Consider the following 25,797-nt stretch of genomic DNA (forward strand, 5'->3'; position numbering starts at 1 on the left):
CGTTGTCGACACGGCTGATCGGTGGGTGACCCCGACCGGGTGTGGCACAAGCGGGTGAGGTCGCCGACCGCGCCGAGGTATGACAGGCCCTGCCGCCAAGCACGACATGCGCGGCAGGGCCCGCACCAGTCCCGGCCTTCTACTTGTACGCGATGGCCGTGGCAACGCGGATGCTGTGCGCGGGGGTGGTGATCCGCAGTACGTGGCTGTCGGCGTCCCAGTGCCAGGCCGAGGTGGTCAACCGGGTGCCGCCCGCGGTTACCTCCCTCGGTGGTTCGTTCACGCCGAGGAAGGACACGGTCCAGGTTCGGCGGGCCGCCTGTCCTCGGAAGGTTCCCTTGGCAGCGGCGATCTTCAGCAGGTGTGCGTCCTTGTGCGCGGTATAGCGGATCCGGGTGGTTGCCGTACGACCGGAATGCGAGGTGGTGCCGTCGTCCTCGTAGAGAGAGAACGCGCCGGATGCTCCCGGGGCCACTGTGATGCTGACCTTGTCGAGCGGGCTCAGGGCGTCGTTGGGCACGTTGTCGGACCGGGTGATGACGATACCGCCTGCCCGGACGAAGACCGGCATGGTGTCCAGAGTGGTCGTGATGTCGTGCGTGGCTCCGCCGGCGGGTGCGGTGTAGGTGCGGCCGGTGAAGTAGTCCGTCCACTGGCCGGGAGGGAACCACACCGACGTGGTGGTGTCGCTGCCGGGTGTGGTGACGGGTGCGATCAGCATGTCGGGGCCGAAGAGGTACTCGCTGTCCGCCTTGGTGTAGGCGTTCTCCTCCTCCGGGTACTGCAGGTACAACGGGCGGACGATCGGGGTGCCGGTGGTGTTGGCCTCGTGCGCCAGGGTGTACGTGTACGGCACGAGCGCCTCGCGCAGCCGGAGGAACTTCTCCGCGGAATTCTGTGCTTCGGGACCGTACTGCCAGGGCAGGCGGTCGCTGTGGTTGCTGTGCAGACGGTCGACGGGCTGGAAGGTGCCGAACTGCACCCACCGTGTGTACAGGTCGTCGGGCAGCTTGGTGGTGCGGTGGGTCTGGCCGTTCGAGGTGTACGTCTCGGCTCCGGGGATGCCGTATCCGTCGTTGTGGCCGCCGATGTCGTGACCGACGGCGGCGAGGCCGGTGGCGGCCGACTCCCCCGGCGTATAGCCGATTTCGGCGCGCAGGGTGCCCCAGTTCGAGGTCGTGTCACCGGTGAAGTGGAGCGTACTGCGCTTGTCGGCCCAGGGGCCGGTGGGCAGGCCTACGCCGCCGCTGTAGCCGCCGGCCTGGAGGGAGCCGTAGGCGCGGGACAGGACGAAGCCGCGGTCGCTGGTCTCGGAGGTGAGGTCGGCGTACTTCTGGTTGATCCATGCGTCCGGGGTGGCTCCGGACTGGGAGGAGCGGGAGGCGTCGCAGCACCAGTCGAGCCACCAGAAGTCGTTGCCGGCCTGGTCCATCGGACGGTGCAGGTCGAGGTAGGCCTTGAGCTGGTCGGGATCGCCGAAGTCGAAGGTGTAGCAGTCCGAGCCGGCGCTGCCTGCGCAACCGCCCTTTCTCAGCTTGCCCTTGGCCGTGCTCTGGGCCTTCGCGAACTGCGGGTCGGAGCCGAGGATGCTCGGGTGCACGTTCAGGGTGTTGTGCAGCCCTTGGCCGGTGGACCAGTCGAAGAAGGCCTTGGGGTCGGGGAACTTGGCCGGGTCGAAGTTCCACCCGCTCCAGGTGTTCGGCGACTTGAAATCGGTGTCCGTGACCAGCACGTCCAGAGGGACGTCCGCGGCGCGGAACGCGGGCAGGATGGTGTTCTCGTAGTCGTTCGCCGTGCGGTCGATGTATTCGGAGTACCAGACGCCGTAGGCCCAGCGGGGCAGCAACTGTGACGGCCCGGTCAGCATGGCGAGGTCGGACAGGCCCTGCTGGTAGTCGTGTCCGAAGCCGAAGAGGTAGCCGTCCTGGTAGGGCCGGCCGCCGTGGGCGGGGCGTGGAGTGGCCTTCTTGGTGCCGGTGTCGTAGACCGCGGAGGCTGTGTCGTCGAGCAGGTACCAGCCGTCGCGGTGCAGGAGACCGGGCGTGGTCCAGGGGGTGGGTTCGGTGTCGCCGTTGAGTCCGTCGAGGCTGCGACGGTAGCCGCCCAGGGCGAGGTGGGGCGCGGGGGCGGCCTCTCCTTGCCGGCTCAGGGCGACGGTGTCCAGGTTGACGTGGCAGCTGGTGGACTCCGGGCAGTTCAGGGTTACTTGGTCGGTGCCCGCCTTCAACTCGACGGGGAAGGAGGCCGACTGCCAGGTGTCCCAGTTGTCGGTGGCCGGGAGCGTGAGGGTGTGGGAGGCGCCGTTGCCGGTGCGGACTTCGATCGTCCGTGGCTGGTGCAGGCCGTCGCTGCCGGTGCCGTTGGCGTAGCGCAGGTTCAGCAGGTAGGTGCCGTCGCCGGGTACGCCGGTGATCCGGTCCGAGATACCGGATCCCTGGTTGAGTTCGGCGGTGAAGCCGTAGCCGGCATGACTCCTGTGATCGGTGGCGATGATCGCGGAGCCCGACAGGAGGGCGTCCTCGGCCTCGCAACTGGTGCCGAAACGGCAGCCGTTGACCGTGGTCTGCGCTCGGGTGGGGTAGGTGGCTCCGGTGGCGAGGAGGGCGAGGCTGTCGACGTTGACGCTGCCGGAGTCGGTGGCGGCGCGGTGGAGTCTGACGGTGTGCGGACCGGCGCCGAGCGTCAGCGGCAGGCGGGCCACGCCCCAGGTGTTCCAGTCCGATGTCGCGGGAAGCGTGAATGTCTTGTCGGCGCCGCCGTCCACGCTGAGGCTGAGGGTGCGTGCCTCGTGGTGGCCGTCGCTGCCTGCCGCGTTGGCATAGCGCACGGCGAGGTCGTAGGTACCGGCGGACGAGGCCTGCACGTCCGCGGCCAGGGAGTTGTTGGCCACTTCGAAACCGGCGAGGAAGCCCTTGCCGGTGAACCCGCTGTGATCCGTGGCCAGGCCCGGACCGTCGTACAGCTGGTCCTCCGCCTCGCACAAGGCGCCGACGGTGCAGACGTCGTGCTGCCAGGGTGCCGTGAGCACCGGCGTCTGCCCTGCCTTGAAGGACGTCGTCAGGTTGTCGGCGTCGAAGGGTCCGGAGCCGATCCGGTAGCGCAGGGTCATGGCGCTGGTGGTGATGGTCAGGACACCGTCGCTGACGGACGAGGTGTAGGGGGGCGGTGTGAAGGATTCCCGGCCGACGGCGTTGAAGGTGGGGCTGTCCTCGAAGCGGCCGTCCCCCGCGTACTCCGTCCGGATCAATGTCGGTGACAGGACTTCGAAGCGGGCGTCCTGTACGGTCACGGCGGCAGGGTCGCTCGGCCGGCTTCTGGTGTCCGCCGCCCCCACGCCCGGGGTGCCCAGGCAGAGCCCCAGTGCCGCCATGGCCACCGTCCCGACGACGACGGGGCGGCCCAGCCTGCGGGGAAATCTCGGCAAGGATGGTTTCACAGCACTCTCCGTCTCCGGCCCAGCCACGTCTGGGCAACCACCACCACGGCCAGGAAGGCTCCGCTGACGACCTGCTGGTAGGCCGAGTCGAGCGAGCCGATCTGGTTGATCACGTTCTGGATGACCTTCAGCAGCAGCACCCCGACGAGGGAGCCGCTGATGAAGCCGAAACCGCCGCTGAGCAGGGTGCCGCCGATGACCACGGCGGAAATGGCCTCCAGCTCCATGCCGCTGCCGAGAATGGTCACGCCGGACAGCAGCCAGGCGGCGTTGAGTGCGCCGGCGAGCCCGGCGCACAGGCCCGAGAGCGTGTAGACGGAGATCTTCGTACGGGCCACCGGTGCCCCCATCAGGGCTCCCGCGTCCTCGTTGCCGCCGACCGCGTAGACGTACTGCCCGAATCTGGTCCGGCGCAGCACGACGGCGCCGAGCACGAACAGCGCCACGGTGATCCACACGGGCACTCCGATGCCGCCCAAGGAGCCCTGTCCGAGAGTGGCGAAGAAGGAGTCCTTGTCGACGAGATACGTCTTCGAGCCCTCGTCGGTGATGGCCAGCAGGATGCCCCGGGCGCCCAGCATCGCCGCCAGGGTGACGATGAACGGCGCCAGCCGGGCGTGCGCGATCAGTACTCCGTTGACCAGGCCGATCAGTCCGCAGACGGCAAGCGGCAGCAGCAGGGCCACCGCCGTGCCGTACTGCGAGCCCCAGGCGGCGAGGACGCCGCCGAGGGCGAACAGCGAGCCCACCGACAGGTCGATGCCGCCGGTGACGATCACGAACGTCATGCCGAGGGCGACCACGGCGAGGAACGCCGAGGACAGCGCCATGTTCTCCAGGTTGTCGCCCGTGAGGAAGGTGTCGAAGCTCAGCGACGCCACGGCCATGGCGATCAGGAGGGTGACCAGGGCGCCGTGTTGCTGCGCGAGCCCGCTCAGCCGCTCGGAACGGTTCATGCGCCCGGGACCGGCGCCCTTGCGGCTCATGGTGTCGGTCGGCATTCCGGCCTCTTCGGTCTGCGTGGTCATCGCCTGCCTCGTTCCCGGGCCGCGCAGACGGCGAGGACGATCACCACGGCCTGGGCGATCTGGGTCCACGACGGCGGCAGATCGTGCTTGATGAGGGTGGTGGTGAGCAGCTGGATGAGCGCGGCACCCGCGACGGTGCCGCCGACGCGCACCCGTCCGCCGCTGAGCGGGGTGCCGCCGACGACCACGGCGGTGATGGCGGACAGTTCCATCAGGGTGCCGAGGGAGGTGGGGTCGCTCGCGGCGAGGCGGGCGGTGGCGAGCACGCCCGCGATCGCGGCGAGGGCGCCGGAGCAGACGTAGACCACGACCAGGACCCGGCGTACCGGGAGTCCGGCGAGTCGGGCCGCCGGGCGGCTGTCGCCGATGGCCAGGACCTGCCGTCCGAAGGTGGTGCGGCGCATCACGAACGCGACCAGCACCGCGAGCGCCGCGGCGATGAGGATCAGGTAGGGCACGCCAAGGACGGCGCCGGAGCCGAGTACCGCAAGTCCGGGGTCGCGTACGTCCTTGAGCTGGGGCAGCAGGACCAGGGCCAGTCCGCGTCCGGCGACCATCAGGGCGAGGGTGGCGACGATGGGCTGGACGCCGACGAACGCGATCAGCGCGCCGTTCGCGACGCCGACCACGGCACCCATGATCACCGCGAGCAACGTGGCGATCCAGGGTCCGTAGCCCAGGTAGAGCGAGAGCAGGGAGGTGGCCAGGGCCATCACCGAGCCCACCGACAGATCGACGCCCTCGGTGCCGATCGCCAGCGCCATGCCCAGCGCGACGATCAGAACGGGGGCGACCTGGACCGCCTGGGTGCGGAAGTTCTCCGCGGAGGCGAAGTGGGGGGTGAAGGCGAGGTTGAACAGCAGGAGCACCAGGACGCCGGTGTACACGCCGTAGTCCTGGAGCAGGCGCAGCAGCCGGGCACGGTCCAGCGTGCCGCGCCCGAGGGTGAGTTCAGTCATCGCTTTCTCCAGCGGGTACGGCGGCGATGGCGCGCATCAGCTCGCCCTCGTTGACGGCCTCACCGGTCAGCTCGCGGACCACGACGCCGTCCTTGAGGACCACCACACGGTCGCTGCCCTCGATCAGTTCCTCGGGGTCGGAGGAGATCAGCAGCACGGCGAGGCCGTCGTCGGCGAGTTCGTCGATGAGTGCCTGCACCTCGGCCTTGGCGCCGACGTCGATGCCGCGGGTCGGCTCGTCCAGGAGCAGGACCTTGGGGTGCAGGGCCAGCCAGCGGGCCAGCAGGACCTTCTGCTGGTTGCCGCCGGAGAGTTCGCCGACCTTCTGGTGCGCTCCCGCGGCCTTGATCCGGAGCCGTTCCATGAACGTGTCCACGATCCGGTCGACGCGGGCGTCGTCGACGAGGCCGAAGCGGGACAGCCCGGGCAGCGCGGCGAGGGCGATGTTCTCGCGGACCGACAGACCCGGCATGATGCCCTCGCTCTTGCGGTCCTCCGGCAGCAGGCTGATGCCGGCGCGGATGGCGGCCGCGGTCGAGCCCGCCCGTACCGGGACGCCGGCGACGACGACCCGGCCGGTGTCGGTGGGCAGGGCCCCGGCGATGGCCTTCGCGGTCTCGCTGCGGCCGGAGCCGAGCAGCCCGCCCAGGCCCACGACCTCGCCGGGCCGGACCGACAGCGACACGTCCCGCAGACGGTGACGTACCGTCAACTCGGTTGCGGTCAGCAGCGGTTCGGCCTCGGTGTCGTGCGAGCCGGTGAACTTGGTCAGGCCCTCCGCCCGCACCTCGCCGATCTCGCGGCCGAGCATCATGGCCACCAGCCGCAGCCGGTCGAGCTCGGCGAGCGGGCCGGTGTGCACGACGCGTCCGTCGCGCAGGACGGTGATCGCGTCGCAGAGTTCGTACAGCTCGTCCATGCGGTGGCTGACGTAGACGACCGCGACGCCGCGCTCGCGCAGCATGCGGATCACCTCGAACAGGGTCTGCACCTCACGTGGTTCGAGGGAGGAGGTCGGCTCGTCCATGATGACGACGCGGGCCTCGACGGCGACGGCACGGGCGAGCGCGACCATCTGCTGGGTGCCGACGCCGAGTTCGCGCAGCGGCCGGTGCACGTCGACCCGGATGCCGAGTCCGCGCAGTGCCTCGTCGGCCTCGCGGTGCATGCGGCGGAAGTCGATCAGGCCCAGGCGGCCCAGCGGTTCGCGGCCGAGGAACAGGTTGCGGGCCACGCTCATCAGCGGGACGAGGTTGACCTCCTGGTAGATGGTGGAGATGCCCGCCTGCTGGGCCTGCAGCGGTGTGCTGAAGCGGACCGGTTCTCCGGCGTACCTCAACTCGCCGTGGTCGGGCCGGTACACCCCGGTGAGCACCTTGATGAGCGTCGACTTGCCCGCGCCGTTCTCGCCGACGAGCGCGTGCACCTCTCCGGCGCGCGCGGTGAAGTCCACGTCGGACAGCGCGCGCACGCCGGGGAAGGTCTTGGACAGCTGGGTGACCGAGAGCACGTCAGTAGGCCTTGCCGAGGTCCGACCGGGCGTTGCTCCTGTCGTAGGCGCTGTCCTTGATAACGATGTCCTGCCCGACCTTCTCGCCCTTGGTGAAGGTGTCGAGGGTCTGGAAGGCGAGCGGCCCGAAGCGCGGGTTGGACTCGATCACCGCGTAGATCCATCCGTCCACGATGCTCTGTACGGCGTTGCGGGTTCCGTCGATGGTCACGATCTTGACGTCGCCGGCCTTCTTGCCCGCGCCCTTGAGGGCGTTGACGGCGCCGAGACCCATCTCGTCGTTCTCGGCGTAGATCCCGGTGATGCCGGGCTTGGACTGGATGAGGTTCTCAGTGACCGACTGGCCCTTCTCGCGGGCGAATTCGCCGGTCTGACGGAACACGACCTTCAGGCCGGGTGCCTTCTCCTTGATGCGGTCCTCGAAGCCCTTGGTGCGCTCGGTGGTCACGTTGTTGCCGGCCGCGCCGAGGAGGATGGCGATCTCGCCCTTGCCGCCGGTCGCTTCGATCATCTGGTCCGCGGCCCGTTTGCCCTGTTCGACGAAGTCTGAGCCGATGAAGCTGACATAGTCCTTGCAGGCCGCTGCGTTGATCTTGCGGTCGATGGTCACGATCGGGATGTGCCTGGCGGCCGCGGCGCGCAGCACCGGTTCCCAGCCGTCGGAGTTGAGCGGGGCGATGACCAGCAGGTTCGCGCCCTTGGCGATGAGGTCCTGGACGTCGCTGATCTGCTTGGAGAACTGCGACTGGGCGTTGGCGGTGAGCAGTCTGACGCCCTGGGCTTTGGCTTCGGCCTTGATGGAGGCGGTCTCCGCGATCCGGAAGGGGTTGGCCTCCTTCTCGGACTGGGAGAAGCCGACGGTGGCGCTTTTCAGATCGAGTTTCCGGCCGCCGTAGGCGTCGATGGTGCAGGTCGGCCCCGAGGCGGCGCCGGGCGAGGCGACCACCTGGCCGGCGTCGCCCTGCTTCGAGGCGGAGGGCTTCGTGCCCGAGTCGTCCTCGGACTTGGTGCATCCGGTCGCGAGCGCGAGGCTCGTGACGAGGCCGGCGGCGAGAAGCGTTCGCGCGGAGGTGCGACGGACGAGTGCGGTGGGCTTCATGAGTGTCCCCAAACGGCACGGCCCCGGAGCTGAGAGCGCTCTCGGGGAGGCTTGCTCTTGCGTCAACTCGGCGTGCTCGTCGTTCAGGGGAGGTTTTTACATCGTTGGAAGAGCCGTGTAAAGCCTTCCGTCCGAAATCTCGTCACCGTCGGCCCAAGGTGCTCTCCCGCTCGACGAGCTCGAACTTCGCGGTCAGTTCGCGCCCGCCGGGCTCCTCGCGGCCCGAAAGACTGCGCAGCAGCGAGGCCACGGCCATCTTCGCGATGGCCTGCTTGTCCGGCGACACCGTCGTCAGGGTGACGGCGCCGAAACGCCCCTCCGCGATGTCGTCGAAACCCACCACCGCCACGTCCCAGGGCACCCGCAGACCCCGCTCGTGCAACACCCGCATCGCCCCGATCGCGATCAGGTCGTTGAAGGCGAAGACGGCGTCCGGACGCACGCCGGAGTCAAGCAACTCGGCCATCGCACGCGCCCCGTCGTCCCGGTCCCAGCCGCCGACGGGCACCACCAGGCTGTCCGGCGCGGGTACCCCGGCCGTCGCCAACTCCGCGCGCCAGCCGTCCAGTCGCAGGTGGGCGGGCTGGTTCAGGGAGTCGGTGCGCACGCCGAGGTAGGCGATCCGGGTCCGGCCGCGGCCCAGCAGATGACGCACCGCGCACCGGGCCGCCGCCACGTTGTCGATCGCGATGTGGTCGAAGGGCAGGCCGTACTCGCGCTCACCGAGCAGCACCAGCGGTACGTCGCCGGACCGGCCCTGCAGATCCTCGGCCTCCAGGGTCAGTGGGCTGAGGATCAGCCCGTCGATCACACCGCCCCGGAACCCCTGGCTGACCAGGATCTCCTGTTCGCGCTCGCCCCGGGTGTGGTCGAGCAGGACGGTGAACTCGTGCTCCGCGGCCGCGTCGATCACGGCGCCGGCCAGCTCCGCGAAGTACGGGTTGCCGAGCTCGGGAACGGCGAGCGCGATGATCCCCGTCCGGCCCTTGCGCAGATGTCGCGCGGTCAGGTTGGGCCGGTAACCGAGCTCGTCGATCGCCGCCTGCACCCTGGCGCGCATGGCCGGGGTGACGTGCGGATAGTTGTTCACAACGTTGGACACGGTCTTGATCGAAACGCCCGCGCGTTCCGCCACGTCCCTCAGGCTGACCCGCAAGGGATCTCCTCAGCATCGATGAGTGCCCCGTACCCCGGGGATTGTCATGCCCCTGGACAGAGGTCGAGAGCCGTGCTCTCATGCCAACTGCCGTTCCTTCCAACGTTGTACAGACTGAAGCAACGAGCCGCCACCCTTCCTCACCCAAGGAGGATTCGTGCGCATCAGACCTCTCGGACAACGCCTCGCCCTGCTGCTCGCCGCGGCACTGGGCCTCGCCGGCCTCACCGCGGCACCCGCCGCCACCGCGGCCGACGATCCCGTCGAAGTCCACGGCCTCAAGGGCGAGTACTACACCCAGTCCGCCCCGGGCGCCTTCGACTTCCACGAGCTCAAAGCCACCGGGTTCGACCCGAACCTCGACTTCGACACCCTGGAGCCGCGTCTGAACTTCGCCACCGGCCAGTCGGACGACGTCAGCGTCCGCTGGACCGGGAAGATCGTCCCTGAGAAGTCCGGCCCCACAACATTCTCGATCATCGGCGACAACGGCTTCCGGCTGTGGGTCGACGGGAAGGCGGTCATCGACCACTGGGTGGACGACTGGGACCGCGAACAGACCGGCCAGCTCATCGAGTTGACGGCGGGCAAGGCCTACGACATCAAGGTCGAGTACTTCGAGCACTACGGCGGCTCCAACCTCCACCTGCGCTGGACCCCGCCCGGCGGCACCAAGACCGCCGTACCGCAGTCCGCGTTCCGCCTGCCCGACGGCTACGACTACGACGGAGCCGTCTCCACCGCCGTCCTGACGAGCGGCCGTACCCTCGCCCTCGAGTTCGCGCAGCCGCTCAGCGCGCCGCCGGCCGGTCTCGGCGAGCACCTCGACGCCGTGATCGGGGGCGCCGCCTGGCCTCTGGGCGATGCCCGGCTGGACTCCGCCGACCCCCGGAAGCTGCTGATCACGCTGAAGGAGCCCGTCGTCGGCAACAAGACCGGCACCGCGTCAGGTCTCGCCGACCTGCGCTACGACGGTCAAGGGGGCCTGACCGGCGCGAGTGGCAACGTTGTCAGCTCGTTCTGGAGCAGCGGTGCCAACAGGTCGACGTACGAGTTGCGCACCAAGTGGGCCGACAAGGTCGGGCCGAGCAACGCCCACCCGGAGTACCCGAGGCCCCAACTCACGCGTGGTGCCTGGCAGAACCTCAACGGCACCTGGCAGTTCGCCGCGGCCACGGCGGGAGAACAGCCGCCGGTGGGCAGGAAGCTCGGCGAGAAGATCCTCGTCCCGTACCCCGTCGAGTCGCAGCTGTCCGGGCTCGAACGGCACGAGGACCGCATGTGGTACCGGCGTACCTTCACCGTCCCGGCCGGCTGGAAGATCGGCTCCGGCAAGAAGCTGCAGCTGAACTTCGGCGCGGTCGACTGGCGGGCGGAGGTGTATGTCAACGGCACCAAGGTGGCCGAACACCAGGGCGGATACGACAAGTTCAGCGCCGACATCACCGACGCGCTGAAGCCCGGCCGCCCCCAGGAGCTGATCGTCGGCGTCTACGACCCCACCGACGCGGCCGACGGCGAGAACCCGCCGGTCGGCAAGCAGCGCCTGGACCCCAGCGGCATCTGGTACACGCCGACCTCCGGTATCTGGCAGACGGTGTGGATGGAACCGGTGGCCGCCGACCACGTCGACCAGCTCAGGCTCACCCCGAACGTCGACGCCGGCACGCTCACCGTCGAGCCGCAGGGCGTCCGGGACGGCCTGCCCGTCACGGCGACGGCCTACGAGGGCAAGCGCAAGGTGGCCACCGTCACCGGCCGCAGCGGCACGCCCCTGACCCTGCGCATCCGGAACCCGCGTCTGTGGTCGCCCGACGACCCGTTCCTCTACGACCTGAAGGTGAGCGTCGGAGCCGATCGTGTCGGCAGCTACTTCGGGATGCGGTCGATCAAGGTCGAGAAGGTGAACGGTGTCCCGCGCACCCTCCTCAACGGCGAGCCGATCTTCATGATGGCCACCCTGGACCAGGGCTTCTGGCCGGACGGCCTGTACACCGCCCCGACGGACGAGGCTCTCGCCTACGACCTGAAGATGCACAAGAGCATGGGCTTCAACGCGGTGCGCAAGCACATCAAGGTCGAGCCCGACCGCTGGTTCTACTGGGCCGACCGGCTCGGCCTGATGGTGTGGCAGGACATGCCCGCGATGACGGCCGGAGTGAACCCGTCCGCCCAGGCGCGCGCCGAGTACGAGCGCGAGATGGAGCAGATGATCGACGAGCACTTCAGCAGCCCGTCGGTCGTCATGTGGGTCACCTTCAACGAGGGCTGGGGCCAGTACGACATGGCCCGGATCGCCGACCAGGCCAAGTCCTGGGACCCTACCCGGCTGGTCAACTCCATGTCCGGGCTCAACCTCGGCGACGACGGCGGCACCGGCGACATCATGGACGAACACGGTTATCCCAGTCCGGCCCTGCCGCCCCACCCCGACGGTCAACGTGCCCTGGTCAGCGGTGAGTACGGCGGCCTCGGCCTCGCCGTACCGGGACACGCCTGGTCCGTGCAGCAGTCGTACGTCGACGTCGACCCGGCGACCTACACCGACGACTACCTGGCCAAGCTCGCCGAGGTCCACGCGCTGGCCTGCAAGGGCGGCAACGGCGCGGTGTACACCCAGATCTCGGACGTCGAGGGTGAGCTGAACGGCCTGCTGACGTACGACCGCAAGGTCGTCAAGCCCGACGTCCAACGGCTCAGGACGGCCCAACAGGCGCTGATCTCCGACGCCTCACGGGCCACCCCGGCCGGGTGCGCCTGACGCCCGCCCGGAGTCGGCGAACGCCTCCCCGCGCTGCGCCGAGTGTCCTGCTCCGCCCGTGAAAAGGGTGCGGTCCGCCGCCATCCATGAAAGGGGTGCGGTCCGCCGCCGTCTTTCGGACGGCGGCGGACCGCATTCCCGCCGCTGTCACCGGGTTCATCACCGGACTACCTCGGGCGGACTCCGTCCAGCAGGTTGCCCACGAGTCCGACGATGAAGTCGTCGGTGATGGGTTCGTCGGGGATGAGCAGTCGGTGGTAGACGGCGCCCCACAGCTGGTCGACGAGGATCCGCACGTCGATGTCGGTGCGGATCTGGCCGAGTTCCTGGGCTCGGTGGAGGCGTTCTCCCGCCAGCCGGCGCCGCTGCGACGAGTACAGCTTCCGGTAGGCGGTGGCCAGGTCCTGGTCCGTCTGTGACTCGCCGATGAGCTCGGCCAGTATGCGACCGCCCGGGGTCTGGGTCATGACCTGGGCGAAGGCGCGGAGCTGGGCGAGCAGGTCGGCGCGGATGTCCCCGGTGTCGGGGAAGGCGAGCGTGTCCTCGACGGCGTGGAAGTAGCCGTCCAGGGAGAGCGCGCCTCTGGAGGGCCACCATTTGTAGAGGGTGGTCTTGCTGACGCCCGATGCCCGGGCGACACGTTCGAAGGTGACGTCGCCGATGCCTTCGCTGAGCAGCAGGTCCCCGACGGTGCGCAGAACGTCTGCCCGGACCTCGTCCGCGGGCCGGCGCCCCCGTCCGCGAGCGTTGCCCTCCCCGGCAGCGGGTCGGTTCGCATCGTTCGCCATGTGTGCTCCTGCTCGGTTGCCGGGGGGCCGTGTCGTGTCGGATTCCAGGTGGGCGCTGCCCGCGTCGGGTCTGCGTGTGTCATGTCACGCGCGGTGTCACGGAGCGATCCGCAGGCTGGCGATCAGCCCGTCGCGCAGGCGGAAGGTCATGGGGCCGGTGCCGTTGTAGCCGTTGCCGGTCACGGTCAGGGTGGCGACAAAGGTGTCGGATGACGCGCCGGGCTCGATCGCGTCCAGCGCGAAGTGTGCCTGTACGCCGATGTTGTCGGTCCGGTCCCAGGCGCGCACGCCGTCGCGGCCGTGGTACTCGCGACCCCAGTCGCTGAGCTCGGCGTCGTGCGTGAACGCGGTGGCGAATGCCTCGGCGTCGCCTCGGTTGGTCGCCTCGACGAAGGTCTGGATGGCGGCGGGGATATCGATGATGTTCATGGTAAGTGCCTCGTCGGTGAGTGGGGCCAGGACGCGGGGCCTGACGTCCCTCTTGCCGTCCCGGACCAGGGTTTCAGCTCTGGACGGTGAGCAGGTCGGCAAGGCCCATGCGGGTGAGGAACCCGCGGCGAATACGGTCGGCGGTCTCGGAGACCTCCTGGGATCCGTCGTCGGCAGGGTCGATGTGCACGCGGTAGGGGCGCCGTCCAGCGGGCAGGGCGACGATGCGGGCGATCTCGTCGGAGACCAGCGACGCGGGCGCGTCCTCGGGGGCGAGGGCGGCGAGTCTGGTCGCCACCTGGTCCATCAGGCCGGGGTACCGGCTCTCGTACTCGGCCTCGACGGTGGTGTCGTCGGGGTGGCCGGAGTGAGCGAAGTGGTTGGTGCCGCTGGTGAACGAGCCGGGGACGACGATCGAGGTCTCCACGCCCCAGCGGGCGAGTTCGCCGGCGTAGGACACCGCGAGGGAGTCCATGGCGGCCTTGGCTGCGAAGTAGGGGGCGAGGTAGGGCGGGGTGCCGCCTTTGACGCTGGTGCTGGACACCCAGAGCACCAGTCCTTGCCGGCGCCGGCGCATACCCGGCAGCACGGCGCGGTTGACGCGCTGGGTGGACAGGACGTTCACGTCGTAGAGCTCGGCGAGCTGGTCGGGGGTGAAGGCCTCGGCCGGCCCGGTCACCATGTGGCCGGCGTTGTGGACGAGCACGTCGATGTGGCCGTGCTCGGCCTCGATCCGTGCGACGGCGGTGTCGACGGAGAGCTGGGAATTCACGTCGAGCTCGATGGACCGCAGGTCGACGTGGTGCTCGTCGGCGTGGTCGGCGGCGGCCTGGACCTGGGGCGCGTTGCGGCCGGTGGTCTGGCGCATGCCGGCGTAGACGGTGTGGCCGGCGTCCGCCAGTGCACGGGCGGTGAGTGCTCCGAAACCGCTGGAGGCGCCGGTGATGACGACGACGTTGCCGGTTGTGGACATGAACGTGGTTCCTTTCCGCAGTGACGGTGGAGAGGCAGGGTGGTGCGTGCGCGGCGGGGGTCAGGCGAGTCCGCCGTTGGCGTAGAGGACCTGCCCGTTGACCCAGCGCGCGGGGCCGGCCAGGAACGAGACGACCTCGGCGATGTCCTCGGGCCGGCCCAGTCGCTCGAGCGGGGTCGCCTTGGCGAAGTTCGCGATGGTGGCGTCGTCCTTGCCGTCCAAAAACAGCGGTGTGGCGGTGGGGCCGGGCGCGACGGCGTTGACGGTGATGTCCCGGCCGCGCAGCTCACGGGCCAGGATGAGGGTCAGGCCCTCGACTGCGGCCTTGCCGGCGACGTAGGCGCCGTAACCCGGCAGCTGGGTGCGGACCACCGAGGTCGAGAAGTTGACGATCGCGCCACCCGGGCGGACCCTGCGTGCGGCCTGCTGGGAGACGACGAAGGTGCCGCGGATGTTCGTGCGGTGCATCCGGTCCAGGTCCGCGAGGTCGAACGTCGCGATCGGTGCCAGGATCATGATGCCGGCGGTGTTCACGACCACGTCGATGCCGCCGAAGACCGACTCGACCGCGTCGAACGCCGCGCTCATCGCGTTCTCGTCGGCGACATCGCCTCCCACTGCCAGGGCCCTGCCGCCGGCGGCGGTGATCGCGGCCACAGTGTCCTCGGCCCTGGTCCTGTTTCCCGCGTACTGCACGGCGACCGCGAAACCGTCCTTGGCGAGCCGCTCGGCCGCGATGCGGCCGATGCCGCCCGAGCCTCCGGTGACCAGTGCGACACGGTCGGTGGTGGGGGTGCTCATGGGGGGTCTCCCTTTCAGGCGCTTCCAAATGAACGGCTCGTTCATATAACCATGAAATGAACGGGCCGTCCATATCTGAGGGTGGGGTCTTCGGCACCACGTACGCACGGTGTCGTGCCGCCCGAACCCACCCGCGCCTTCTCCGGCCGCACAGGCAGGGAACACCCCGAGCGCGGGGCACGGTGAACGACACGGCTTCGAGTCAGCCGTGCACGGTACGGGGAGGTCGCGGGGGCGGATGCTCGCTCACAGGGCGGGACGTGAGGGTGTGTCGGATGTAAGACAGGCTTTTCCACCCCGTGTCCGCCGCTTCACGCAGGGGCCTTCGCGTCGGTCTGGGATGGCAGGGCGGGGCGGCTATGACAGGTGGCACCGCACAAGCCGAGTCGTACGTCAGGAGAGGCATGTCTGTCAGAGCCGAGACGTTCGGGTGCGCGGTACGGGGTGTGCGCCGGAAGGCGGGACGCGGTTTCGTGCTGGGCACCGTGCTGGCGCTGCTCGCGTTCGTTCCGCCGGCCGGCGCGAGCGCGCGGGCCGGGAACGCCACCGCGAATGCCGTCGCGTGGACCACTCGGTACGTGGCGCCCGGGATCGAGGTCCGTACCGGGGTGCTCAGCGACCCGCGGGCCGCCGGCGTGTGGACGGTCACCGTCCAGGCTCCGGCCGTCAACCGCCTCACGGGTGCCGCCACCTGGGCCCCGCTGGGTGACCGCGGCTGGGCCGACACCGCTGCCGGGCAGTTGCGGGCCGCCGGGCTCGCGCCACGCGTCGAGCGGGTGACGTGGGACCAGTACGCCGACACGCCGCACGGCACGATGGGGTGGCAGGTCAGGGTCGGCCGGTACGCCACGCAGGCCGAGGCGGTGACGCTGGCCTCGGCGGTGTCGGCCGCCGGCTTCCGTACCTCCGTCGAGTGGACGGGCTACGACGGACGCCGGCGCGCCGACGCGGAACGCATCCACGTGGCCGTCGTCGATCCGGCCCGGCTGCGCGGCACGATCGAGGTGAGCGACGGCGGCGACGCCGCCGACCGCGAGAAGACCTCGACGGTGGCCGCCCGTCTGGGCTCCCTCGTCGGCGTCAACGGCGGATTCTTCGTCACCTCCGACGCGGACGGCGTCCAGGGCACCTCGGCCGGACTGTCCGCGGTGCGCGGCGAGTTGCAGTCCATGGCGGTCGGTTCCCGTGCCGCGCTGATCCTCGCCGACGGCGGACGGCACCTCCGGGTCGCGGACCTGACCACCACCGTGACCGTCCGTTCCGGCTCCGCCGTCCGCGCGGTGGAGGGCATCAACCGGATCCCGGGCAAGGTGCGCAACTGCGGCCGCCCCGGCGCCGTGCCCACCGAACTCCCCCGCCAGGACATCACCTGCTCGCTCGCGGACGACCTGGTGAAGTTCACCTCCGAGTTCGGGGCGCCACTGCCGACCGGCGCCGGCGTCCAGGTGGTCCTCGACCAGCACGGTGTCGTCGTATCCCGTGGTGACCGGGGCGGCTCCGTGCCCGTCGGCGGCTCGGTCCTCCAGGGCACCGGGGCCGCAGCCGCCTGGCTCGCCGGGCACGCCGGAACGGGCAGCCGGCTGGAGCTGCGGGAGACGGTGCGGGACGCCTCGGGCAGGCAGGTCCGGCTCGGGCCCGACGACAGCATCGTCAGCGCGGCCCCGACTCTGGTCGAGGACGGCCGGGTCCACATCGACGCAGCCACCGAGGGCACACTCGACCCGCTCGACCTCTCCTTCGGGTTCGCCTGGTCCAACGTGCGCCAGCCGCGCACCCTGGCCGGCGTCGACGGTCGCGGGCGGCTGCTGCTCGTGACCGTCGACGGCCGGCAGCCCGGTGTCAGCGAGGGCTTCACGCTCGGCGAGGCCGCCCGGTTCATGCGCTCACTCGGCGCGGTACAGGCACTCAACCTGGACGGCGGCGGCTCCACCGCCATGGCCGTCGACGGCAGGCTCGTCAACGTCACGTCCGACGCCACCGGCGAGCGTGCCGTCGGCGACACGGTCCAGGTCCTACCGCGCCCCGGACGGGACTGACCACCCGCGCGCGGCACCGTCTAGGCGCCGTGTCACCCCTCCGCCGCCCTGCGGAGGGTGATCGCCGCGCCTGCACGACATCGGTGACGCCGCGAGCCACGGTCACCTTCCGGGCGTGCCGAGGACGCCCCCGGCACGGTACGTCACGGCACCGGGCGATCAACGCCCTTCAAGGGGTGGGACGGGCGACGTGGCGGTGACCACCTCACCCGATCCCGGCCACGCGGTTCCGCGCAGGGCGTCCACGATCACCGGCGCCCGGCGATTCCAGCCCCGCAACAGAAGCCGTATGGGCGGGGGTTTTGACGGGGCACGGGCCGGGCGAGACCTGGTTGGCTGGTTCGGAGCGGTGGAGTCGGTAACGCCGTACAGCGCCCACGATGCAGCAGAGCGAGCACCGCGCGTCCACGGCCCAGCCGTACTCGGCAGCGTCATCCTCGGGGCCGATACCGGCCCCGAGGGTTTCGAGCGCCTTCTCCACCCGGACCTAACGCTTTTCCCTGTCACTCCCGCGCGCGTCGGCCGCGAGACCGGCTACGGGCTTCCACGGCGGCCTGCTCCCGGTCGTCTCGCAGGCCCCCCCGGCACGCACTCGGCCTCCCACCCGTGGACACGGTCCGTCTCCCTGCGATGGTGTGGCTACTTCGCCCGTCGTGCCTCACCAAGGTGCCGGGGCCGGTGGCGGGGCCACCGGGGGACGGTCGTCGCAGGTGATGGTGTTCGGCAGTTCCCAGGACGCCAGCCAGGGGCCGGTCGTGCCACCTCCGTCGTTGCCGCCGAGGTCGTTCACCGCGAACTCGGAGCCGGAGGCGGGAAAGTTGAAGGATCCGCAGTTGTTGATGCCGACCGCGCCGACGTTACGGGCGTCCACGTTCTCGAAGGACGCCGATCCGGCGGAGCGGGCGCTGAGCACGGAGGTACCGGTGCCGTCCACGCGGACGTCCTTGAAACGGACGCCTCGGATCGCGTACTTGTCCTTCACCGGGAAGTCGGAGACCAGCATGATCGCGTTGTAGGTGTTGTCGAGGAAATGGTCGCCGGTGACCTGGATGTCGGCGTCGATGTCCCGTTCCAGGGCGTAGAACCAGATGGCTCCCAGGCCGATCTTCCAGTTGAGCTCGAACGGCCCTGAACGGACTGTGGTGTTGTCCGTGATCTTCAGCTGTCCGGTGAACGGCTGCGCGCCGAACCGGGAGCCGACCTGGATGGCGCTGCCCTCTCTGATGGGGTCGGCTATGAGGTTGCCGGTGACCGTGTTGTCGGTGCCGCCGTACAGGGCGATGCCGTTGGCGAGGACCGGGGTCTGCACGGTGTTGTGGGCGAAGACGTTGCGCGCGTCGCCCGTCTTCTCCGACCACATGGCCAGACCGTCGTCGCCGGTGTTGCGGACGAAGGTGTTGGAGACACTCGAATCGGTCACGCCGGTATGGAAGTTGAGGCCGTCGGCGATCTGGTCGGCGATCACGGTGTCAGTGACACGCAGACGGGTCATCGGGCCGTCGAACCACATGCCGACCTTGGTGTGGTGGAGGTAGAGACCGTCGATCGTCGAATCGCTGAGCGCCCCGCCGAGGGCGTTGACCTGGTCGGTGTCGATGCGTTCGCGTACGTCGCCCTCGACGGCGAAGCCTGACAGGTGGACGTCGTGGCTGCCGCCGTCCGCGGCGTCCTTGCCGTAGAAGCCCACACCGGTGTGAACCGAGCCGTCGGGGGCGGGGGTGTCGAGGGTGACCTGGTGGCCCTTGACGATCGTGTACCAGCTGCCGGCCCCGACGATCGTCACGTCGTCCACGGTGATGTGACGGTTCACCTGGTACGTGCCCGGCGGCAGGTACACCTTGAGGTGGCGTTTCCTGGCGGAGGCGATGGCCCGGTCGAAGGCGTCGCCCGCGTCACGCCGGCCGGTGGGATCGGCCCCGAACGCGATGACGTTCGCGGCATGCTTCTCGACATGCGGCGCGCCCACGAGTTGGGTGTCGAGCAGGTCGATCACGGTCCAGGCCGCGTTGGTGTTCTTGGGCGCGGTGAGGCGGACGGTGTCACCGGCCGCGTACCGCTTGCCGAGCAGCAGTCTCTGTTCGTCGTAGAAGTGGCTTGGCCTGAACGGCTTGTCGATGGTGGGCGTCGGGCTGGTGGCGGCGGGAACGCAACCGCATTCGGTGATCCACCAGTCGGGGTGCAGCAGGTCGCCTTGAGGGTCGTTGCTGAACGGGTACTGGTTGTAGAGCCAGGAGTACTGCGAGGTGAGGGTCATCGTGGTGCGGCGGCCGCCGCCCACGGAGACATCGAGGGGCGCGGTGATGCCGCCGCCTTCCGGAGCGTCGGGGATGCTGTACCGCACAGTGAGGGCGTTGGCCGCGCGCGGCAGGGTGAACTCGACGTACTGGCCCGGTTTCAGGCGCACCGCCGTGCGGCCGGATGCCTCCGAGGGCAGCGTGTACGCGGTGCGGTCGGGGCCTATGACGGTGCCGTTCGTCGCCGCGTTCTCCGCCTCCTGTTCGACGAAATCCACCGTGGCGCCCCGCCCCGCGACGAGGGCGGGATCGAGCCCGGCCCGGGTCACCGCCGGGGTGCCCGCACGGCCACCGTGCCCCGAGGCCGCCGGGGCCGGAGCGCCGAGCCCGAGCACGAGTCCGGCGGCGGCCGCGGTCAGCGCCACGAGGGTCCGAGCCGGTCTTCGGGCACGCCCCCTCAGCCGCTCCGCAGCCACGTGGTTGGTGTAGCGCGCCATCGGATTCTCGTTTCTCTAGGAGCGGAGGTCACCGAGGGCAGCTCGGTGCACGGCAGCACGGCGGGAACGTGCCGTGCCGCTGCGTACCGGGACATTAGGGCGCGGCAGGACGGCCGGACAAGTCGTTGGACGCTTCCTTCCATCTATCAGTACGGATCCTGCAAGCGATTGTCGCTTCTTTGCATGGAGTTCGCGTACTGTGGCCCGGCCATCGCGTACAGACTGTCCATGGTGCCGGTGGTCTGGGAGATCTCCGCGGCTCCGCCGTCGATGACGCGGGACGGCAGCGGGACATCGCCGTCGCCGGTCACCGCGAGGCCGGTCCGGAGCTGCTTGAGGTCGTAGCGGGGGTCCTTGGGATGACCGCGCTTGATGTTGTCGGCCGGCCGGCCGCACTACGCCGGGCCACACCGCGTCGCCTGGTGGTGCATGGGCGGAGGGGTCAGTTCGCGTTGCCGAGGACATCGCTGGCTGCTGCGCGGAAGTCCTTCACGGCCTGGTAGAGGGCGCGCTCCCGCTCGGCGGCGAGAGCGGTGTCCACCACCTTCTGGGAGAAGTCCTCGGCATGGGCGTTCCTCACCATCCGACGCATCACGCTGGAGAGGTCACCGGATGCGCGCGCCACACGATCGGCTGCTTCCACCGTGGGAAACGGACCTTCGAGGATGACGACTTCCGCGGCACGGTGTACCTCCCGAGCCAAGGCGACGAAACGGTGGACCTTGTCGTCTACGTCCCGCAGGTCAGGAGTCTCCGGCTGGAGTGCACCGAACACCGCGTCCATAGCGATGTCTCGGTCGTGAAGAGCACCGAGGTAGTTCGCGTAGGCGTCCCTGCGGTGCTGCCTGCGCCACTGGTCACCTTGCGAGCGCGCCGCCGCACGCCCGTTCACCAACGCCGCGCCGATGGTGGCGAGGGAACCTACGCAGGCGCCGAGCAGTGCAGCGAGTCCAGCATCCATGATTCCCATTCTGTCTTTCCCCTCTGATCCGTCAGCAGCCAGGTCTGCGGCCTGTCGTGGTCCGGAACTGGACGGTCAGAATGAGCACGCGGCTGAACGCGTGCGGGTTCGTGGGATCGACGGCGACGACGGCAGGCGCCTGCTGCGGATCGTCCGCAAGGGGACCGGGTCGGTGGTGACCTGGCGGCGAGAGCAGATGGTGCTACCGTCCGCGCAGGGCATGCCCGTGACAGAGATCGCCGAGGTGACGTTCGCCGGCGCGGTCCGCGTCCGGGACGTGATCCGCTGGGTCGGTCGGCCGCTGCCAGCGGCAGCCTGAACCACCTGGAAGGTGAGTCACCGAGATCGTTTGGCAGCGTTGACCCGATAACGTTCCAGCACGCCGACAGACAGTGCCGATGCGGCCATCAGCCCGAACACGATCGAGCTCGACCCACCGCCATGCTCTCGCTCCCAGATACGGAATCCCACCAACAGGACGACGACTCCGAACAGCCCGGCCTGTGTCCGCCTGATGGCCACGGCCCGCCGACGGTGGCCATCTGCGTTGCTGTCACTCGTGCTCACCGGGCTCCTCTGCTCCTTCGGTGCGCCGACTGTACTGGTGAGGGGAGTCATCAGTTCGACCCCACCCGGTGAACCTTCGCGGTCACCGCACCAGCCAGCTGAATCGACCAAGGTCTCGAAGCCTGAGCTGTATCAGGACAGCGGCAACGACAACGGCCGCTGCTCCCTTGACTGCTCGTCCCATCCCACCGCTGTGCTGCAAGGACACGCCCTCCCCCGAACCGCCTCCACAGAGTATGGATCACGAAGGTGTCCCTTGCGCCGGTCTCCGGCGAACCGCCGGCGGCGGGCGTTGGCATCGGGCGTTCGACACAGCCGCACCAGCAACTCGGCGGCCCCGTCGTCTTGGTCTGGGACGACGTGAACACGCACGTCAGCCGCACCACGCGGCAACTGATCGACGCCTGGGTCTTCAGTAGTTGTGTTCAATCCCCTTGATCCGTGACGCTCAGCGAGCGGCTGCGGATGGAGCCGAGTTGACCCTCGACCTTGTGCAGGGCCCAGAGTGCTGGATGTGGAGAACGACATGCGCAGCATTGGCGAGATGGCTCGCGACAGCGGCCTGGGCGTGAGCGCCCTGCGGTTCTATGACCGCGCCGGCGTGCTGGTCCCGGCCTGGGTGGATCCGGTGAGCGGTTATCGCTGGTACGAGCCCGAGCAGCTCGAAGAGGCCAGGCTGCTGGCCCGCTTGCGCCGGGCCGGGATGCCGTTGGCGGACATCCGGCTGGTGCTGGCCAGTTGGTCCGGCGCGGACACCGATCTGGTCCGGAAGCTGCTGACGGCGCATCTGCGCCGCCTCGAACGGAGTCTGTCCGATGCCCGCGGCGAGTTCTCCACGCTCCGAGCACTACTCGATCACCGGGAGAACGTCATGACCTCGCTCCACAGCACCACCGTCCGGCTGTCCGTCGCCGCACCCGAGTTGGCAGCCGCGCTGGACACGGTTCGTTTCGCGGCGAGCACCGACCCCGAGTTGCCGATGCTCGGCGGGGTCCTGTTCGACATTGAGGGCGAGAGCCTCCATGCCGTGGCAACCGACCGGTACCGAATGGCTCTCGCGCAGGCCGCTGTCGCCGGGCACGACGGGAGCCGAGTGCAGGTCCTCGTGCCCACCCCCCTCGCCGACGCAATGCGGGCGCTGTTGGAGAGCGAAGGGCCCGTGCGACTTTCTGTCGACGGTGGCCGCGTGACACTGGAGGCCGGGGACCGGCAGGCAGCCGGTCAATGCCTCGACCACGCCTTCCCCGACTACCGTCGTCTTCTCCCCCAGGTCGCAGGGCGCCGCACCGTCGTCGAGGTGGCGGCCTTCCGGAACGCCCTGGAAACCGGTCCTGTCCGCTTTGGACAAGACGGAGCGCACGACCTCAGCGTGCTCAGAGTGGAGGACGGCGGCACGGTGACCATCTGCACTGACGCTGACGAAGACCCGAACCGGGTCGCCGTCAACCGTGAGTTCCTGCTGGACGCGCTGACCGCCGGAGCCCGGGACCGACTGATTCTGGAGTTCGGCACCCCCACAGCGCCGATCGCGATCCGCCGCCCCGGCGACGAGGGCACCTTCTCGATCCTGATGCCGGTCCGCCTGGAGGACTGACGGTACGTCCACGGCGACGCGACGTCGCGCGGCCGCGAAGACGGCGGCGACGTCGGCCACGGCGGCCGCGTGGTGAGCAGACGTCGTCAGGCCACCCGTACCGCGGGCAGGCGAGCGAGGCCGGCGGCCGGCTTCGGGCGCACGGAGGTCTCCGGAGGTATGGAGCGGCGCATCAGCCGGCGGTGCGGGCCAATTCGGCCATGACCTCGACTGCACGGTCGAGTTCGGCCTCGGTGTTGTAGTAGTGCGGGGAAAGCCGCACCAAGGGGTGGACGCCTCGGTGTTCGGTGTCGAACTGGGTGTGCTCGGCAACGGTCGTGGTGACGTTGATCCCCTGCTTCGTGAGCGTCGAGGCGACGTCGGCCGTGGGGACGGCGTCGACCTTTGCGGTCACGATGGCGCACCGGTTGCGGCCGAGGTCGTAGGTGGTGACACCGGGCAGTGCCTCGAGGCGGTCGCGCAGATACGCGCCCAGGAAGATGGCCCGTCGGCCGATCTCGTCCATGCCGAGCTCCAGAGCCTGCTGGACGGCTTCGCTCAGACCCAGGACGTTGGAGTAGCTGACTTCCCACGTCTCGAAGCGCCGCGCGCCGTCGTGCCAGGTGAAGCCGCGCTTGCCGTCCCAGGTCGCGGCCTCGATCTCGGTGACGCACGGGTCCAGGTACTCCAGGGCCTCGGGACGCACCCACAGAAAGCCCGTTCCACGCGGGCCCCGCAGGAACTTGCGGCCGGTGGCGGTGAGCAGGTCGCAGCCGATCTCGTCGACGTCGACGGGAAACTGGCCGACGGACTGGGTGGCGTCCAGCAGGAAGGGGATGCCGGCCGCGCGAGTGATCCGGCCGATCTCGGCCGCCGGGTTGATCAGGCCGCCGCTGGTGGGGACGTGGCTGACGCCGACGAGCTTGGTGCGCCCGTCGATCAGGTTGGCCAGGGTTGTGGTGTCGAGCTGTCCGGACTCGTCGTCGGGCACGACGACGACCTCGGCGCCGGTGCGCTGGGCGGTCTGGAGGTAGGCGAGCACACTGCTGCCGTACTCGGCCCGGCCGGTGAGGATACGGTCGCCGGGCTTGAACCTCATGGAGTAGAAGGCCGCATTCCATGCGTGGGTGGAGTTGTCGAACAACGCGATCTCGTCCGCCTGTCCGCCCACCAGCCGGGCAATGTTCGCGCGGGTGGCATTGATGCGGTCCCGTTCCTGGGCGGCGGCCTCGTAACCGCCGACGGCGGCCTCCAGCTCCAGGTGGGAGGTCATGGCCGCGAGAGTCCGACGGGACAGCAGACCGGCCCCCGCGTTGTTGAGGTGCACCCGGTTCGCGGTACCCGGCGTGTCCTGGCGGAGCGCGTCGATGTCCATGCCCTTTGCTTCCCATCTGTCCGAAGAGCCCTTTCATTTTCACGTTCTCAAGTATCGCCAGTTCAGTAAAGTGAATGTTTTTGGATATGAAGGATCAGTAATACTGACGAATAACTGTCTGGAGATGTTTCGCGAACCGACGCAATGCGGCACTCCGGCCGCTGCGCCTGGCCCGCGCCCGCAACAGCCAGGTGATCCGCGGCAGCGAAGGCCCCGGCGGACGTCGTGACCGGCGCCGCTCCAGGGCGGTCACCCTGTGCGCGCGGGCAGTCTGCCGACGCGTACCGGAGCGCGGAGAGGAAAGTCCGGATCAGAGGGTGCTCCCCGGCACCGGCACGTACGGTCGCGAGCACGGTGCGAACGTGGACGGCGGAGGCGTCGAGGGCGAGGTGGGGGGTGCGGTCGAACCACAGCATGTCGGGCAGGAAGGCCACCGCGTGGCCCTGCTCGACCAGCCGTGCGTGGGCCAGCATGTCCGCAGAGACGTAGGCGACGTCCGGCTCGAAGCCGGCCGCGTGGCAGACGGCGGTCGCCCACGCACGGGCGGGCGTGCCGACAGGTTCCATCACCCAGGGCCGCTCGGCCACCTCGGCCAGGGCCGCGACGGGCGCCGGGGTGGCAAGCCGCATGGCGTCCTCGTACAGGTGGTGCTGCTCGACCTCTGAGGCGCGGGCCGGTCGTGCGTGACCGGGGAACGTCTCGTCGATCACAAGGTCGAAGTCCCGGGAGAGCAGGCCGGGCAACGACGCATCGGGCTCGGCCTGCGTGGCCTCCACCCTCACCCCGGGATGATTCTCCCGCAACCAGGTCAGTGCGGCGGGCATCAGCGCGAGCATCGCGGTCTGGAAGGCCGCCACCCTGAGAGTTCCGGACACCTCCCGAAGCGACACCGCGATCTCCACCTCGGCGCGCTCCAACTCCCGCAGGGCCTTCTCCGTACGGGCTACCAGGATCTCGGCCTGCGGTGTCAGCCTGACGCCCCGCCCTTCCCGCTCCAGAAGCGGTGCGCCGACCTCGGACTCCAGGAGTGTCAACTGCTGGGAGACGGCCGAGGGGCTGTAGGACATGGCCGCCGCAACGGCGGCCAGTGTGCCGCGGTACTTCAACTCCCGCAGCACCTCCAGGCGGCGCAGGTTGTACATGCCCCTCACTCCGTCCATCACATTCTGTGACCTTCCCCCTCCGGAGGTCTTCACTTCACTGAACGATGATGGACCACGGCCTTGACCGGCGAATGGAACGGTAGGGCGGCGGGCAGCAGCCGAAGGCCCTTCGAGCCTGCGGTAGGCCGGTGGGATGCGGTGTGCGCAGTGTGGTGGTCCGACCGTGGAGGGGCGGCGGTTTCGCGAGCGGATCCGGTACGAGGCAGGCGAGAGCGGTTTGCTCGTGGGGAGAGAACCGCCGGGATCGCGAAGGATCTGCGGGTCAGTGAGCGGTCGGTGGAACGTCGGCGTCGTGCCCGGCGTGAGGGCGGGAGTGGCGCGCTCGCCTTCGCGGGTCGACGAAGCTGCCCAAGCTGTCCGTCCAAGCTGTCCGTCCAAGCTGTCCGGTGAGCAGTTCGCCGAGCTGGAGGAGGAGCCGGCGGGTTGGTGGTGATCCATGGCCGAAGAGGTC

19 protein-coding genes and 1 pseudogene are annotated in these 25,797 nt (G+C 69.5%); 4 read left to right on the forward strand and 16 right to left on the reverse strand.

Annotated features, from left to right (window positions below):
* Positions 1 to 139: 139 nt before the first annotated feature.
* The 6 genes from AB0D59_RS42380 to AB0D59_RS42405 all read right to left on the reverse strand — a co-directional run bounded on the left by AB0D59_RS42380 (position 140) and on the right by AB0D59_RS42405 (position 9,188).
* Positions 140 to 3,424, reverse strand: coding sequence for a TIM-barrel domain-containing protein (locus AB0D59_RS42380; protein ID WP_362576618.1), 3,285 nt, complete (start codon positions 3,422 to 3,424; stop codon positions 140 to 142).
* 8 nt (positions 3,425 to 3,432) lie between these two features.
* Complete coding sequence (locus AB0D59_RS42385) at positions 3,433 to 4,437, reverse strand: ABC transporter permease (protein WP_362576647.1); 1,005 nt, start codon at positions 4,435 to 4,437, stop codon at positions 3,433 to 3,435.
* A gap of 23 nt (positions 4,438 to 4,460) precedes the next feature.
* On the reverse strand, positions 4,461 to 5,423 hold the full coding sequence (locus AB0D59_RS42390; protein WP_362576619.1) for an ABC transporter permease: 963 nt from the start codon (positions 5,421 to 5,423) through the stop codon (positions 4,461 to 4,463).
* Positions 5,416 to 6,933, reverse strand: a complete 1,518-nt coding sequence (locus AB0D59_RS42395) for a sugar ABC transporter ATP-binding protein (protein WP_362576620.1) — start codon at positions 6,931 to 6,933, stop codon at positions 5,416 to 5,418. The genes AB0D59_RS42390 and AB0D59_RS42395 overlap by 8 nt, the downstream gene beginning before the upstream one ends.
* A gap of 1 nt (position 6,934) precedes the next feature.
* Positions 6,935 to 8,032: an ABC transporter substrate-binding protein gene (locus AB0D59_RS42400; protein ID WP_362576621.1), complete on the reverse strand. Its 1,098-nt coding sequence runs from the start codon at positions 8,030 to 8,032 to the stop codon at positions 6,935 to 6,937.
* 142 nt (positions 8,033 to 8,174) lie between these two features.
* Positions 8,175 to 9,188: a LacI family DNA-binding transcriptional regulator gene (locus AB0D59_RS42405; protein ID WP_362576622.1), complete on the reverse strand. Its 1,014-nt coding sequence runs from the start codon at positions 9,186 to 9,188 to the stop codon at positions 8,175 to 8,177.
* A 157-nt stretch (positions 9,189 to 9,345) separates the two neighbouring features.
* Between AB0D59_RS42405 and AB0D59_RS42410 the strand changes: the two genes are divergently transcribed.
* Complete coding sequence (locus AB0D59_RS42410) at positions 9,346 to 11,949, forward strand: PA14 domain-containing protein (RefSeq protein WP_362576623.1); 2,604 nt, start codon at positions 9,346 to 9,348, stop codon at positions 11,947 to 11,949.
* 167 nt (positions 11,950 to 12,116) lie between these two features.
* On the opposite strand, the gene AB0D59_RS42415 is transcribed toward AB0D59_RS42410, so the two are convergent.
* From AB0D59_RS42415 to AB0D59_RS42430, 4 genes are all read right to left on the reverse strand, one after another.
* Positions 12,117 to 12,737, reverse strand: coding sequence for a TetR/AcrR family transcriptional regulator C-terminal ligand-binding domain-containing protein (locus AB0D59_RS42415; RefSeq protein ID WP_362576624.1), 621 nt, complete (start codon positions 12,735 to 12,737; stop codon positions 12,117 to 12,119).
* 96 nt (positions 12,738 to 12,833) lie between these two features.
* Positions 12,834 to 13,166 (reverse strand): nuclear transport factor 2 family protein, encoded by a 333-nt coding sequence (locus AB0D59_RS42420; RefSeq protein ID WP_362576625.1) that lies wholly within the window; start codon positions 13,164 to 13,166, stop codon positions 12,834 to 12,836.
* Positions 13,167 to 13,239: 73 nt separating this feature from the next.
* On the reverse strand, positions 13,240 to 14,139 hold the full coding sequence (locus AB0D59_RS42425) for an SDR family oxidoreductase (protein ID WP_362576626.1): 900 nt from the start codon (positions 14,137 to 14,139) through the stop codon (positions 13,240 to 13,242).
* 60 nt (positions 14,140 to 14,199) lie between these two features.
* Positions 14,200 to 14,940, reverse strand: a complete 741-nt coding sequence (locus AB0D59_RS42430; RefSeq protein WP_362576627.1) for an SDR family oxidoreductase — start codon at positions 14,938 to 14,940, stop codon at positions 14,200 to 14,202.
* Between the two features lie 404 nt (positions 14,941 to 15,344).
* Between AB0D59_RS42430 and AB0D59_RS42435 the strand changes: the two genes are divergently transcribed.
* Positions 15,345 to 16,976, forward strand: coding sequence for a phosphodiester glycosidase family protein (locus AB0D59_RS42435; RefSeq protein WP_362576628.1), 1,632 nt, complete (start codon positions 15,345 to 15,347; stop codon positions 16,974 to 16,976).
* 658 nt (positions 16,977 to 17,634) lie between these two features.
* Here the strand turns inward: AB0D59_RS42435 and AB0D59_RS42440 are convergent.
* The 3 genes from AB0D59_RS42440 to AB0D59_RS42450 all read right to left on the reverse strand — a co-directional run bounded on the left by AB0D59_RS42440 (position 17,635) and on the right by AB0D59_RS42450 (position 20,668).
* A complete protein-coding gene (locus tag AB0D59_RS42440) occupies positions 17,635 to 19,707 on the reverse strand; it encodes a glycosyl hydrolase family 28-related protein (protein WP_362576629.1) in 2,073 nt (690 codons plus the stop codon).
* A gap of 146 nt (positions 19,708 to 19,853) precedes the next feature.
* The gene (locus AB0D59_RS42445; RefSeq protein ID WP_362576630.1) at positions 19,854 to 20,018 is read right to left on the reverse strand and encodes a hypothetical protein; all 165 of its coding nucleotides are present in this window, start codon (positions 20,016 to 20,018) and stop codon (positions 19,854 to 19,856) included.
* 131 nt (positions 20,019 to 20,149) lie between these two features.
* Positions 20,150 to 20,668 carry a proline dehydrogenase gene (locus AB0D59_RS42450; protein ID WP_362576631.1) on the reverse strand — a complete coding sequence of 173 codons (519 nt, stop codon included), beginning with the start codon at positions 20,666 to 20,668 and terminating at the stop codon, positions 20,150 to 20,152.
* Between the two features lie 67 nt (positions 20,669 to 20,735).
* On the opposite strand from AB0D59_RS42450, the pseudogene AB0D59_RS42455 reads away from it, so the two are divergent.
* Positions 20,736 to 20,951: pseudogene (locus AB0D59_RS42455) on the forward strand (hypothetical protein); the annotation flags it as partial.
* 53 nt (positions 20,952 to 21,004) lie between these two features.
* On the opposite strand, the gene AB0D59_RS42460 reads toward AB0D59_RS42455, so the two are convergent.
* Positions 21,005 to 21,235: a hypothetical protein gene (locus AB0D59_RS42460; protein WP_362576632.1), complete on the reverse strand. Its 231-nt coding sequence runs from the start codon at positions 21,233 to 21,235 to the stop codon at positions 21,005 to 21,007.
* 526 nt (positions 21,236 to 21,761) lie between these two features.
* On the opposite strand from AB0D59_RS42460, the gene AB0D59_RS42465 reads away from it, so the two are divergent.
* Complete coding sequence (locus AB0D59_RS42465) at positions 21,762 to 22,829, forward strand: MerR family transcriptional regulator (protein ID WP_362576633.1); 1,068 nt, start codon at positions 21,762 to 21,764, stop codon at positions 22,827 to 22,829.
* Positions 22,830 to 23,001: 172 nt separating this feature from the next.
* Here the strand turns inward: AB0D59_RS42465 and AB0D59_RS42470 are convergent, their stop codons facing one another.
* Positions 23,002 to 24,183, reverse strand: a complete 1,182-nt coding sequence (locus AB0D59_RS42470; protein WP_362576634.1) for an aminotransferase class V-fold PLP-dependent enzyme — start codon at positions 24,181 to 24,183, stop codon at positions 23,002 to 23,004.
* Positions 24,184 to 24,245: 62 nt separating this feature from the next.
* Entirely contained in the window at positions 24,246 to 25,325 is a 1,080-nt protein-coding gene (locus tag AB0D59_RS42475; protein WP_362576635.1) for a LysR family transcriptional regulator, read from the reverse strand.
* Positions 25,326 to 25,797 lie beyond the last annotated feature (472 nt).

Source organism: Streptomyces sp. NPDC048417, assembly GCF_040651615.1.
GTDB lineage: Bacteria > Actinomycetota > Actinomycetes > Streptomycetales > Streptomycetaceae > Streptomyces.

Excerpts from the sequence above, each read along its gene's own strand:
- AB0D59_RS42435 (WP_362576628.1), top strand. The coding sequence starts at position 15,345 with ATGTCTGTCAGAGCCGAGACGTTCGGGTGCGCGGTACGGGGTGTGCGC.
- AB0D59_RS42385 (WP_362576647.1), bottom strand. The coding sequence starts at position 4,437 with ATGCCGACCGACACCATGAGCCGCAAGGGCGCCGGTCCCGGGCGCATG.
- AB0D59_RS42400 (WP_362576621.1), bottom strand. The coding sequence starts at position 8,032 with ATGAAGCCCACCGCACTCGTCCGTCGCACCTCCGCGCGAACGCTTCTC.
- AB0D59_RS42420 (WP_362576625.1), bottom strand. The coding sequence starts at position 13,166 with ATGAACATCATCGATATCCCCGCCGCCATCCAGACCTTCGTCGAGGCG.
- AB0D59_RS42465 (WP_362576633.1), top strand. The coding sequence starts at position 21,762 with ATGCGCAGCATTGGCGAGATGGCTCGCGACAGCGGCCTGGGCGTGAGC.
- AB0D59_RS42430 (WP_362576627.1), bottom strand. The coding sequence starts at position 14,940 with ATGAGCACCCCCACCACCGACCGTGTCGCACTGGTCACCGGAGGCTCG.
- AB0D59_RS42475 (WP_362576635.1), bottom strand. The coding sequence starts at position 25,325 with ATGTACAACCTGCGCCGCCTGGAGGTGCTGCGGGAGTTGAAGTACCGC.
- AB0D59_RS42470 (WP_362576634.1), bottom strand. The coding sequence starts at position 24,183 with ATGGACATCGACGCGCTCCGCCAGGACACGCCGGGTACCGCGAACCGG.
- AB0D59_RS42450 (WP_362576631.1), bottom strand. The coding sequence starts at position 20,668 with ATGGATGCTGGACTCGCTGCACTGCTCGGCGCCTGCGTAGGTTCCCTC.
- AB0D59_RS42390 (WP_362576619.1), bottom strand. The coding sequence starts at position 5,423 with ATGACTGAACTCACCCTCGGGCGCGGCACGCTGGACCGTGCCCGGCTG.
- AB0D59_RS42425 (WP_362576626.1), bottom strand. The coding sequence starts at position 14,139 with ATGTCCACAACCGGCAACGTCGTCGTCATCACCGGCGCCTCCAGCGGT.
- AB0D59_RS42415 (WP_362576624.1), bottom strand. The coding sequence starts at position 12,737 with ATGGCGAACGATGCGAACCGACCCGCTGCCGGGGAGGGCAACGCTCGC.
- AB0D59_RS42440 (WP_362576629.1), bottom strand. The coding sequence starts at position 19,707 with ATGGCGCGCTACACCAACCACGTGGCTGCGGAGCGGCTGAGGGGGCGT.